This window comes from Mesorhizobium escarrei, assembly GCF_935825525.1.
Classification (GTDB): Bacteria; Pseudomonadota; Alphaproteobacteria; order Rhizobiales; family Rhizobiaceae; genus Mesorhizobium; species Mesorhizobium escarrei.
In genome coordinates this window covers 123120-135185 of record NZ_CAKXZT010000149.1, presented here as the reverse complement: position 1 = coordinate 135185, position 12066 = coordinate 123120, and the positions used below count along the sequence as shown (strand labels likewise).

Below are 12066 nucleotides of genomic sequence, written 5' to 3'. Positions count from 1 at the left end.
TGTGCAGCGGTTTTGCGATAACGACATGCATAAAACAACAATCTAAAGCGCGTCGCATGAGCCGGTCGAACGCGACGCGGTTTAGAGACGACAAAACCGATTGCCGCATAGCACGGAAGCCAATATAGGAAAACGCAGGCCGCGATCTGCGGCAATCCGCAATGAGGAAGACCATGGCAATTGCAACGACGCCGCTTGTTTCCCTCGCTCTGCCTGAAAAGGGCGCAGCCCGCCTGGCGACGCAGCTTTTGCTGGCGATCGTTGGAACGCTGCTGCTGACCTTGTCGGCCAAGACCAGAGTTCTGCTCGGACCGGTCGACATTTCGATGCAGACCCTGGCCGTGTTTCTGATATCAGCTGCATTCGGCATGCGCCTCGGCGTCGCCACGCTGCTTCTCTACATGGCGGAGGGCGCCATCGGCTTGCCGGTCTTCCAGGGCACGCCGGAAAAGGGCATCGGCATCGCTTACATGCTCGGCTCGACCGGCGGCTATCTCTTCGGCTTCGTCGTCATGGCGGCGATCGTCGGCTGGGCCGCCGATCGCGGCTGGGATCGCCATCCGGTCAAGCTCTTCAACGCGATTCTGGTTGCCGAAATCGTCATGATGGCGATGGGCTTTGCCTGGCTGGCGCTGCTCATCGGCCCGGAAAAGTCATGGCAGTTCGGCGTCGCGCCCTTCATTGTCGGCGACCTGATCAAGGTCGGCCTGGCGGCGAGCCTTGTGCCAGCCGTCTGGTCATTGCTCAAACGTTCCTGAACTCGGGTCGACGCAATCGCTGGCTGTAATCGTGGAATGATCCTGTTTCAGCGACGGGCTCGTCGGACTTCTCGTCAACGCAGGGCGGGCCATTGGCCGGCATCTGCTTCGCAACGCTTTGCTAACGATACCGTCACACTATGGTCAAGACCAAGGACTAAGGACCACAACAGCCAGCGATTCGTCCCGAGCCAGTGTAACCGAGCGGCTACACATCGGCGCAATCGTTCGATATCGCTGGTTGGGTGGCTAAAAATGATGCGGCTCGACAGCTTGTTAGGCATAGCTAAAATTAATGGACAAATAGCAGGAATTTTTCGACGAACCGCCTTGATCCCGCGACACAGCTGCTTGCGGTATCGTTGCGCTGTCGTAACCGTTGACATCGACCATGCCGAAGACCGCCGAGAGCGAGAAGCGTGATTAGCCCGAAAAAAACAACAGACAAGGCAGCGTTGCAACGGCCCTCAACCGGCGCCGCAGCGCGCTGGTATGCCGCCAGCGTTTTTCCGGGAAAAGAAGACGTCGCCGAACGGCATCTCCGGCTGCAGGGGTTTCACCCGTTTATACCCCGCTGCGAGAAGACCATACGTCATGCCAGGCGCATCGAGACGCGACCGGCAGCATATTTTCCAGGTTACATGTTCATCGCCCTCGATGTTGCGCTGCAGCGGTGGCGCTCGGTCAATGGAACATTCGGTGTGCGCTCCCTCATCATGCAGGGCGATCGGCCATTGCCGGTCCCCTCGGGGCTGGTGGAGCGGTTCATTGCCCTGACCGGCAAGGACGGCTTGCTTGATTTCAGCGGAGGCCTTACTGCGGGCGCTTCGGTTCGGATTCTCTCGGGTCCTTTCGCGGAAATGATCGGTCGCCTTGACCGGCTCGATCCGGCCGGAAGGGCCCGGGTTTTGGTTGCCATCATGAATGGCGAGATCCCTGTTGACATGGATTCAAGGGAACTCGTCGCGATCGCGTAATTGACGCTCGGTTATGCGATGCAAGTGCTGCAAAGTCGGCTCTCGGGTTTCACCCGGGAGTGCGGTAGCCATTGTTGGAGAGACAGGGCGATGCCGCAGCAGCTGCAGTGTTCGCAAGTTTTCGTCGCGCTCAAAGACACGGAGCGCGGAGCGGAAAATTTCTGTATTTGCATGGAATGCCCAATGTCCTTGGCCTGCTTTCGGTAACCTCTCTGAGGGCACGTAGAGTTGAATGCTCCCATCATAAAGCCGCGAAATCAACGGCACCTGTTACACCGCGTTAGGTTTCAACTTCTTGGCGGATTGGCTTTTGCAATTCTGACTCCTGCGCTGGTCAGGATGGTGATTGATCCAAATATATTTTCCTATTCCAACATTCAGATCACGATTTTCGCCGGCCTCGTCGCACATACGTTGGGATTTTTTTTCTTTCGTCGAATAGCCAATTTGCCAGGCGTCGCGGCCGCTGGTTATATTATGCCCACATTTGCCCTGTGCTACGGCCTCGTGTACTTGGCAATTTTCCTGTTTCGTATCGACTATAGTGCGTTCCAGGCGGCCAGCAGCCTGACACTGTCGATCATCTGGTATTTCGGCCTGAGCATCTTGAGTCGGCGCCTGGATCCCTACAGCCTTGCCGTAATTCCAGGGGGGGCTATCGGTCGTCTTGAAGAGATTGGTGGCGTGAATTGGCACTGGCTTGCCTCGCCCGATATCATCATTGACCGGGTAAATGGCGTCGTTGCCGATCTTCGTTCCGATCTTTCGGATGAATGGGAGCGGTATATTGCCGATCGCGCGCTCTCGGGAACGCCGGTCTATCATGTCAAGCAGATCAGCGAGTCGCTTACAGGTCGAGTAGAAATAGAGCACCTTTCCGAGAATACCTTAGGATCGTTGAATCCAAACCAGGCATATTTAAAAATTAAACAAGCAGTCGATTGGATCGCTGCGCTATTTATTCTAGTGGTTTTTTCACCGTTGCTCCTGTTCGTGGCGGCAGCGATAAAATTTGACTCAGCTGGTCCGGCCTTGTTCATGCAAGAAAGAATGGGTTACAGAGGAAAGATCTACGAAGTTTACAAATTTCGGACGATGAAAATCGGCGCCCCCATTGGCGATGAAAAGGAAGAGGCCATCACAAAGGCCGGCGATGCGCGCATTACGCGCCTTGGGCAGTTCTTGAGAAAATCCAGGATTGATGAATTGCCGCAGGCCTTCAACATCCTGCGCGGCGAGATGAGCTGGATCGGACCGCGCCCGGAAGCACTCGTGCTCTCTAAATGGTACGAGGCCGAGCTGCCATTCTATCGATACCGCCACATCGTTCGGCCCGGCATTACCGGGTGGGCGCAAGTCAATCAGGGCCACGTTGCGGCTGTGGACGATGTTCTGGAAAAACTTCACTACGACTTCTACTACATCAAGAATTTCTCCCCTTGGCTCGACGTGCTGATTGTGTTTCGTACCATCCGAACCATGCTGACAGGTTTTGGCGCGCGTTGACAATGCGGCAAAGATCGGTAGCCGGTGTAGCCAAGCCGCTCTCGAGCCTCACAAGGTTAGGTAGCCACCAGTTTTTTGAATGGGTTTTTGTAATGTCTAAAGCCACGCTGATCGGCGTTGAGAAGTATCGTCCTATCGACCTCGGAGAAGCACAATGACCAGGAAGACCGCACTCATTACCGGCATCACCGGCCAGGATGGTGCCTATCTGGCCGAACTCCTTCTAGCGAAGGGCTATGACGTCCATGGCGTCAAACGGCGTTCCTCGTCGTTCAACACCGGTCGCATCGACAATCTCTACCAGGATCCGCATGAGAAGGACGTAAGACTGTCGCTGCACTATGGCGACATGACCGACGCCACCAACCTCATTCGCATCGTCCAGGAAGTGCAGCCAGACGAGATCTACAATCTCGCGGCGCAATCGCATGTCCAGGTGAGCTTCGAGACCGCGGAATATACCGCGAATGCCGACGCGATCGGCACATTGCGTCTCCTTGAAGCCATCCGGCTGCTTGGCCTGACAAAAAAGACCCGTTTTTATCAGGCATCGACTTCCGAGCTCTACGGCAAGGTGCAGGAGATCCCGCAACGGGAGACGACGCCTTTCTATCCGCGGTCGCCATATGCGGCGGCAAAGATTTATGCCTACTGGATCACCGTGAATTACCGCGAAGCTTACGATATCCATGCGTCCAACGGCATCCTGTTCAATCACGAAAGCCCGATGCGCGGCGAGACCTTCGTTACCCGCAAGATCACGCGCGCGGCGGCTGCAATCAGCCTCGGTCTTCAGGACAAGCTCTACCTCGGCAATCTGTCGGCTGAACGGGATTGGGGCCATGCCTGCGACTACGTCGAAGGCATGTGGAGAATCCTTCAGCATGAAGTGCCGGACGACTACGTCCTTGCAACCGGCGTAAAGAATTCGGTCCGCCGCTTTGTCGAGCTTGCATTCGGCGAGGTCGGGACCGAGATCGAGTGGGTCGGTTCCGGCATCGACGAAAAAGGCATCGACGCGAAATCGGGCGCCGTTCTGGTCGAGGTGGACCCGCGCTATTTCAGGCCCACCGAAGTGGAGCTTTTGATCGGCGACCCTTCAAAAGCAGAGCGCATTCTTGGATGGAAAGCGACAACATCGCTGCCTGCGATGGTACGCGAGATGGTCCAGTCTGACCTCGAAACAGTGAGACGAGAATCGGAGCACCGGCGCCTGGACGAAGATCGCATTCGCGTTGCGGCACAGTAATGAACGTCGGTCCGAGTTGACATGAAAATCTCGGTTTTGACGGTCTGCTGGAACTCGGCCGCAACGATCAGGCATACGGTCGACAGCTTCTTTGCCCAGGATCATCAGGATAAAGAGTTGGTGGTCGTTGATGGCGGATCGTGGGACAAAACGCTTACAATCATTCGATCCTATCCTCAGGATCAGATTCAGTTGATCAGCGAGCCCGATCGCGGAATGTATGACGCATTGAATAAAGGACTGCGCCTCTATACCGGAGACGCGGTTGGCGTGCTGAATTCCGATGACTGTTTCCACGATCAGACGGTGCTGACGCGGATTTCGGCAGAACTCGGACGAGCCGACATCGTCCATGGCGATTTGGATTTTGTTGAAAACCATCTCAACAAGCGGGTCGTCCGGCGTTGGCGTGCTGCTCCCAGGCCCGCCAAGGGTTTTCGGACCGGTTGGATGCCGGCTCACCCAACTTTTTATGTCAAGCGGAAGGTTGCGGAGTCTGTCGGTGCGTTCGACCTCAGTCTCAAAGTGGCATCGGATTACGATTGGATGCTGAGAGCAGTTGAGCTCCATGGATTCGGCTCCGCTACCATTAGTCATATACTGGTGGACATGATGGTTGGCGGGGCCAGCACGCGTAGCCTGGGCTCCTACATCGGGCACAATTTTGAGGCGTTGCGGTCGCGGCGCCAGTGGCTGCGCTCCGGTCCAATTGACTATGCACTTGTTGCGAAGCCGGCGCGCAAACTGGGCCAATTTTTGTCGAAGCGATTCGGTTAATCTAATAGGAGAGAGTAATAAAAACTCTGCGTGTTTTAATATGGTCTCCTACCGGGTGCGGTTCTCACTACAGCGGTCCAGCGACTTCAACTTACCGACTAATAAAGAGAGTTGTGGATAACAACCGGGTAAAAGTGACCTTGGTTCATGGATCTGGATTGCAAGATCCGAATGACGGTTATTTCAGCAATGTTGTTAAATTGCCGCAAGTTGATGTAGGAGGAAGTAGTATTGTTTCGTATTTAAGACAGATGAGGTTTCTGTTGGCGTCACGCAGTTGGATACGCCGGAATTATCAAGACTTCGACGTGATGTTTACCCCGGCATCCAATATATTAACTTTGGTTCCAAGTATGAGTGCCGTTCGCCTTGGCATCCCGGTTGTCGGGAGAGTGGCCGCCGCTGGCACAGAGCTCTACGACAACGGCAAAGGCCGTGCGATGATGAGGTGGTCGTCGCGCCGCGCGTCGTTGATTTCCAAACTTTCCAGGATCGTGGCAATTTCCCGTCAAATTGAAGAGCGCCTTCATCTGCTAGGTGTGCCGGCCGAAAAGATCGTCTACTTCCCAAACTCGGTTGATTGCCTGCGATTTCGGCCTGCAGATCGAGATGAAAAAGCCGGCGCCCGGCGCCGCTTTGGAATTCCCGCTGATGCACGGATTGTCATAGTCTCGGTTGGAGCAGTTACGAGGCGTAAAGGACAGCATTTGCTTGTTCAGGCCCTTTCGCGACTTCCCACTGACGTTCATTTGCTCCTCGTCGGTCCGGTGAGAGAAGCGGAGTACGGTTCGCTCCTCAGTTCATCCAGCAATGCAAATGGCGTGGCGGACCGCGTTCACAGATGCGGGCACATCGAAGACATTCAGGAAGCGTATTTCGCAAGCGATGTATTTGTTCTTCCTTCGACGGACGAGGGTATGCCAAACGCCATGGTTGAGGCTATGTCGGCCGGGCTAGCGTGCGTTGGGACTCGGATTTCAGGGATATCGGAGCTTCTGGACGAGGGTCGAGGAGTAATCGTGGAAAGAGACTCCAGTGCGATCGCGGAGTCCATTAGTGAGTATTTGGACGACCCTCAGTTAATGAAACGGCACGCTGATAGCGGAAGAATATATATTACCGCGAACCAAAACAGCGAAACGGCCGCCAAAAAATTCTATGACCTCTTGCTTGAGGTCTCAGATAGGTGATGCGGAATTAAATTTGATATGTTGATATTTCATGGAATGCTGCGTAGCCACAATTTCGGTGATGTGCTTCTCGCGCAGTTATGCCTTCGATGGATAAGGGAGGTAACAGACGAGCCTATAGGAGCGATGTTCGTACAACCTGAATTGCGCATCTTACTTGAGCTCCGGCCTGCATCATTTCTTGACCTCTTCCGTGCCAAGGCGGCTATCCTGTCTGGAGGCGGCTATTTTCAAATCATGGACCGAGGCTTTCCAGCGCTCAAGCGCTTTGCTCGGATTGCAGGTCCTATATTAACTGCGCAACTGGCAGGCCGTCCCACGGCGATTGTAGCGGTTGGCGTTGGTCCTGTACCAAGGGGTTCTATCCCTGATATGCTCTTGCGCTCTGGAATACGAAGGTTGTTTAGTCATGCAGATATTGCCACCGTGAGGGACAAAGGGTCATTCGATGCAGTCGCAAAATTAAAGGTCTCTAGATCTCCTGTCGAAACAGCCGATTTAGTATTTTCGATGACGAAAGAAGATCTGCCGATTTGCGCAATTAACTACGCTAGTGAGAAGATTTGTGGAATAAAATCAAACAATATTATTGGGATACAGCTTTCATTTCCGGTGAATCACATTGGTTACGAAAATATATACGCTTCGCTTTTGGATCAACTCTCGAGAAATCCGGACACTCATTGCGTTCTGCTAGAGGATCATTCACAGCCGGAATCTGGGCAAAAAGAGTTTCAACGATATATGGCAAAGGAGCTCGGCCGCGAGCGGTCAACTGTTGTCCCGTACGAGAATCCTCTAAACTTGGCAGCTCTCCTTGCGAGGCTTGATGCCGTTCTTACAGATAAGCTTCATGTCGGATTGGTCGCGGCTGCTATGGGTACCGCTCCATTTTCGATTGCCAAACACGCCAAGAATATATCCGCCTATCATAAGATCGGCGTCCCGGAAAATTGTATCCTGCTCTCGTCCGCATCCGCCCACGGGATAAGCGCGTTGATCGGATCTTTTTTGCAATCACGCGGAGAATTCATCGTCTCAACAGAAGTGAGGAATGCGGCTGTGAGAAATCGGGAGGTGCTACAGAGTTTCTTGCGCTGAGAAAATCGCCGGGATTTATATATACAGGAGGTTTACTGTGAAATGTGGGTTTCGCCGAACATACAGCATACTAAGTATTATTTCGCTCTGTGCGATGACTGTTCTAAGCACAGGTCTGAACGCCAGCGGGCAGGAAAGTCCCAGCTCTTGGGACAATCTGCCAGCCGTCAAGTTGAAGGGAGGGCTGAAGGCCTTCTGGAACGTGCGCGATTCCTCAAAAGGAGCAAATGCGGCGATCGCCTCTGATCACGGATTCGCTAGTGTTACACTGGTTAATACCTTTGCGGATTATCCTGGCGGCCAAAAAGAAAATATACGCAACACTCTGAGTCGACAGCCAAATTATAATCCTTGGGAGCGGCCTGAGTTCTTTGAGAAGATTGTTAGGAGAAATGTCTCGAAGCCAAGTAGCAGTGAGATTTGGGTGAACGACATTGAGTTCCCAATTGAGCGAGATGTAGGAAAGGCTTGGCGAACCGCGAAAGAACTGCGAACATCGCAGTTCAAGAGTGAAGGGGAATTTGAGAAGTCATACGTTCGGGAATGGTCCAAGTGGTTTGCTTTGCCGATGATGTGGACTAGGGAGGCGCATCCAGGTCTAGAAATTGGAATCTATGGACGACAGGTTTTCGACAGGGACTACTGGGGCCTATACTCACCAGACAAAAAAAGAGTGAGCGATAAGCACAATCTCGAACTAAGCATTTGGCGTTACATCGATCCATATGTGGATTTCTATGTCTCGGGTATCTATCTATTTTATCAGGACCCCGGCTCGGTGTATTATATGGCGGCAAACGTGGAGGAAAACGTTCGTCTAGGGCGATTGTTTGGTAGTAAGCCAGTCTACGCCTATGGATGGTTGCGGTTTCACAATTCGAACCCGCTTAAGGGAAACGATGAGTTGGATCCTTATCTAGTCGAAGCTTTGGCGATTGTTCCTTACTTCTCTGGAGCAAAAGGTGTCGTGCTATGGGGCAATGAGCCACAAATCAGGGAGGCAGGAACTCAACCGTATAGGACGCTTGGCCTATTCATTTCCCAATTGAACAGAGTGGCCGAGATTAGCTCAATCATCGAGGGAGGGCAGTTTGTAACGCAAGACACCGCGCCAGATCTGTGGCGTGCTAAAAAGCCCTTGGTGCGCGCAGTTTTTACCAAGTCATCCGGGTGCGTCTTTATGGCGATCGACCCGTGGCAGGCCGAGGATGAAACGTCATCTGTAAAGGCTGACTGCATGAATAATGAGCTGGAAATCCCGCTAAGAGGTCGTCACGCAACGATTTTAAGGTTCGATAACGGAAAGTCGATCGAGTATTAATGTCGGATTGCGATGAATGTTGGGAATTTGCATGGGCTCATATTTCCCGTTTGTGAAGAGACTCTGAATGACGGGGAAGAATAGGGGAAAATCCTCTGGAGTGGCTTCCTTCAGTTGGACAGCTGGACAATCTTGGTTTGGGGTTATTGTCCAAATTGGATTGATGATTGGGCTATCTCGACTTGTAAGCCCACATGAGTTTGGCATTTATGCTTTAGTTTTGGCGCCCGTGTCTCTTTTGGCAACTTTTTCACAGCTTGGACTAGGCCCTGGGATCGTCCGCAGCAAGCACGACGAGGATCGAACTGCTGCGACAGCGAGTTTTATCGCTTTAATTTCTTCCGTTGTTTGCACGAGCTGTATGTTACTGGTAGTAACTCGATATGCATCGTTTTCTGGCTCAGGAGATCAGCTTCATATTGCAAGATGGCTGCTAATAATTGTCCTGGTTGCACCATTCCAGGCCGTTTTACGAGGGCTGCTTCAAAAGGATCAAAGATTTGAGGCAATAGCCAAAATCGAGATTGGATCATTAATATTAAACGTTGTCGTATCGTTGGTATCTGCACTGGCAGGATTCGGCGTTTGGGCGCTCGTTGGGGGGCAGATAACTTACCAACTCGCAACGTTGTTCTGCTCGTGGATCACAACTCGCCCAAAGATAGCTTACCACCGGCAGGAGGCGAAGGATTTGCTGTTGTTTTCTTGGAGCTATGTTTGGTTGAAGATGATAGACACCGCGGCAATGACTCTAGATAGGCTGGTCGTGGGTTGGGTGGCCGGCACGGCTGCCGTAGGCTTTTACCAGAGGGCTAGCAACATACGAACAATAGCGGGCAATCTTATATTGACTCCTATGGACGTATTTTCGTTTCCACGCTTATCTGGCGCAAAAGATATTAAGGCGGTTGGAAGGGAATTCGGCAATACGAAGATAATTACTTTTCTGTTTAGCGCGCCGCTATCGATTTTCATAATCATCTGTGGAGGCGAATGGACGCCAATAGTCTTTGGGAAGGCCTGGGAGCCCGCTGGGATATTGATTCAGATAATGGCGGCTGTTTTACCATTTCGCGGGTTAGATAGGGCGAACGCCATTCTTGCCAGATCTGCAGGCCGACAAGGAGTTAGGATCGCTCTCCAATTGGTGATGCTTGCTCTATCGCTTCTTTCACTTTTCATGTTTGCGCCAGTTTCTCTGGAACGTGCCACCGTTTGCGTTAGTGTCGTTATGATAGCCATGGTTGTTCCCGGAGCGTGGCTTACCGCAAGTATTCTAGGAAGAAGTCTTTCAGGCGAGCTTCGCGAGACGGTACCTTGTCTGATGTTGTGGGGTGGCTGTTCAGCCGGCGGTCTTTTAATTAACGTCGCCCTGCAGCAATTGCTTCCGCCATGGATGTCGGCTTTGGCTAGCGCCTGCCTCGCTAGTGGCGCGTTTGTAGTGCCGACGTTTCTCTTCCCTGGTTTGTTTTTCTCCGAGACGAGTGTGGCGCTGGTGGAAAAGTATCGCATTTTGGTTGGCGCGCGCTTTTTTCACAGACGGTAGGGAGCTTAGTCGATGCATGTAGGTGAGCGGAGTGGCCAACGTCGAGGCATCTCCGAAACTAGGCTCCTGGGCAGAGCTTCCGGGTATGCGAATGGTCGTCAACGCCGGTTTTCCCTCATGTCGGCGTTGGTTTCTCCTGCCTCTGGATTTGCCTTGGCGGTGCTCGGTTATTATGCGTTCGGCGGCTTGGTGAGCAGATTTTTCCCAGATGGAAATTTTGGGTCAATATTCTCACGTGCGATTATAACGTCTATTGTGGTTGTTTCGTTCTTTTTCTCAGGGTCGGGAAAAGGGCAGAGGTATTTGTTTCTATATCCGTTCATAATATTCGTGCTATTGTATTCCCTTCGTCTTGTTGAGAACGTTGTTATTTTAGGTATCGAGATAAAGCCGGGAAACGGAATCGTGTTTGGTTTCTTTTTGGTGAGTGGGGTGTTATCAGCTTTGCTGTTATCAAGAACCTTTCGCGAGATGTCGGATGAGCATTTTTCCGTAGCAATGAGTCTGCTTTGCGTCATTTTTCTAATTGGCTTGTTCTTGAACCGACAGCAATTAACGATCATTGGTGGGTCACGGTTGTCACTCGAGAAGATAAACCCGATTGCAATGGGCCACACGGCCTTTGGCTTCATTATCTATTATCTACTCTCATTCAAGCGGTCTCGACGGCTTACGATCGAAGCGATGATCTTTGTTCCAATTCTATTGTCCGTAGCTGTTTGGGCGCGATCTCGTGGAGCATACTTGGCGGGGGGCGGATCCCTCGTGCTGTATGCACTGCTTTTGGAAGGTCGACGGCGGCTGGTGACTCTTTTAGGAGCGGCGGTAGTGATAGCCGCCTTGCTCGCGCTGTTCGGAACAGAGTATGTGGACGTTGTGTCTCAACGACTCTCCGCGATAGACGCAGAAACGGACAGTTCAACCCAAACGAGATCCCTTTTATTCGCCGGAGCGTGGCAGCAATTCGCAGATGATTGGGCCTTCGGTCGTTTTGCGGTTGAAATGCGTTCAAATTTTTACCCGCACAACATCTATTTGGAGTCGTTAATGGCTTTGGGTGTGTTGGGATCCATACCTTTCGCTGTTCACCTTCTTCTGGCTATCCGAGCCACCGTAGGAGTCATACGGTCGAGGAGGTTCCCGCTCGTCGCGGTTTTTGCGGCGGTTCTATTCATCAGAGAAGCAATTGCGAGTGCTGGAAGTGGAAGCCTTTGGGGCAACTCGGCTTTCTGGGTGGCGTCCGTTATGGTCATTACTTTTTGGTATGGATCAAAATGGGAAAGACGATCATTCATGCCGAGGCCAAAAGGGGCACTCGAATTTCTATCCCCGCAATAGGGGTATCGAAAGTCCGTCCTATGAGCGCTAACCGAGTTACCGTAATCCAGCCGGCCCTTCCGAAATATCGGTACGGAATCTTCGATCGCCTTTCCAAGAGACTCGGCCCCAGATTCTCAGTCTTCTCATCGGGATCGGACCTGGATGTTTTAAGCGTGGGGATGGCAGGGCGCGAATGGCAACGCCCACTAGGGATTTATAGGCATCTTCTGGCGGGCCTTTATTGGCAGACCGATGCATTATCGGTTCCAATGGGTCGAGGCGACATTGTGGTGGTTTCAGGCGCGCCGAGATGCCTCTCCA

10 protein-coding genes are annotated in these 12066 nt (G+C 52.4%); all 10 read left to right on the top strand.

What is annotated here, in order from left to right; genetic code table 11:
• Window positions 1-173: 173 nt before the first annotated feature.
• The 10 genes from NMG80_RS26455 to NMG80_RS26410 all read left to right on the top strand — a co-directional run bounded on the left by NMG80_RS26455 (window position 174) and on the right by NMG80_RS26410 (window position 11763).
• Window positions 174-758 carry a biotin transporter BioY gene (locus tag NMG80_RS26455; RefSeq protein WP_254020836.1) on the top strand — a complete coding sequence of 195 codons (585 nt, stop codon included), beginning with the start codon at window positions 174-176 and terminating at the stop codon, window positions 756-758.
• Between the two features lie 419 nt (window positions 759-1177).
• Complete coding sequence (gene nusG / locus NMG80_RS26450) at window positions 1178-1735, top strand: transcription termination/antitermination protein NusG (RefSeq protein ID WP_254020835.1); 558 nt, start codon at window positions 1178-1180, stop codon at window positions 1733-1735.
• 303 nt (window positions 1736-2038) lie between these two features.
• A complete protein-coding gene (locus NMG80_RS26445; RefSeq protein WP_254020834.1) occupies window positions 2039-3241 on the top strand; it encodes a sugar transferase in 1203 nt (400 codons plus the stop codon).
• A gap of 154 nt (window positions 3242-3395) precedes the next feature.
• Window positions 3396-4490, top strand: coding sequence for a GDP-mannose 4,6-dehydratase (gene gmd / locus NMG80_RS26440; RefSeq protein WP_254020833.1), 1095 nt, complete (start codon window positions 3396-3398; stop codon window positions 4488-4490).
• A 21-nt stretch (window positions 4491-4511) separates the two neighbouring features.
• The gene (locus NMG80_RS26435) at window positions 4512-5267 is read left to right on the top strand and encodes a glycosyltransferase family 2 protein (RefSeq protein ID WP_254020832.1); all 756 of its coding nucleotides are present in this window, start codon (window positions 4512-4514) and stop codon (window positions 5265-5267) included.
• A 17-nt stretch (window positions 5268-5284) separates the two neighbouring features.
• A complete protein-coding gene (locus NMG80_RS26430) occupies window positions 5285-6457 on the top strand; it encodes a glycosyltransferase family 4 protein (RefSeq protein ID WP_367186014.1) in 1173 nt (390 codons plus the stop codon).
• A gap of 18 nt (window positions 6458-6475) precedes the next feature.
• A complete protein-coding gene (locus NMG80_RS26425; RefSeq protein ID WP_254020830.1) occupies window positions 6476-7558 on the top strand; it encodes a polysaccharide pyruvyl transferase family protein in 1083 nt (360 codons plus the stop codon).
• A 94-nt stretch (window positions 7559-7652) separates the two neighbouring features.
• Window positions 7653-8879 (top strand): hypothetical protein, encoded by a 1227-nt coding sequence (locus NMG80_RS26420; RefSeq protein ID WP_254020829.1) that lies wholly within the window; start codon window positions 7653-7655, stop codon window positions 8877-8879.
• Between the two features lie 67 nt (window positions 8880-8946).
• The gene (locus NMG80_RS26415; protein WP_254020828.1) at window positions 8947-10425 is read left to right on the top strand and encodes an oligosaccharide flippase family protein; all 1479 of its coding nucleotides are present in this window, start codon (window positions 8947-8949) and stop codon (window positions 10423-10425) included.
• 117 nt (window positions 10426-10542) lie between these two features.
• Entirely contained in the window at window positions 10543-11763 is a 1221-nt protein-coding gene (locus NMG80_RS26410; protein WP_254020827.1) for an O-antigen ligase family protein, read from the top strand.
• The last annotated feature ends 303 nt before the right edge of the window (window positions 11764-12066 follow it).

What these genes read in the sequence shown, in the direction of transcription:
- NMG80_RS26455 (WP_254020836.1), top strand. Translation starts at nt 174, where the DNA reads ATGGCAATTGCAACGACGCCGCTTGTTTCCCTCGCTCTGCCTGAAAAG.
- gmd (WP_254020833.1), top strand. Translation starts at nt 3,396, where the DNA reads ATGACCAGGAAGACCGCACTCATTACCGGCATCACCGGCCAGGATGGT.
- NMG80_RS26435 (WP_254020832.1), top strand. Translation starts at nt 4,512, where the DNA reads ATGAAAATCTCGGTTTTGACGGTCTGCTGGAACTCGGCCGCAACGATC.
- NMG80_RS26425 (WP_254020830.1), top strand. Translation starts at nt 6,476, where the DNA reads ATGTTGATATTTCATGGAATGCTGCGTAGCCACAATTTCGGTGATGTG.
- NMG80_RS26420 (WP_254020829.1), top strand. Translation starts at nt 7,653, where the DNA reads ATGACTGTTCTAAGCACAGGTCTGAACGCCAGCGGGCAGGAAAGTCCC.
- NMG80_RS26415 (WP_254020828.1), top strand. Translation starts at nt 8,947, where the DNA reads ATGACGGGGAAGAATAGGGGAAAATCCTCTGGAGTGGCTTCCTTCAGT.
- NMG80_RS26410 (WP_254020827.1), top strand. Translation starts at nt 10,543, where the DNA reads ATGTCGGCGTTGGTTTCTCCTGCCTCTGGATTTGCCTTGGCGGTGCTC.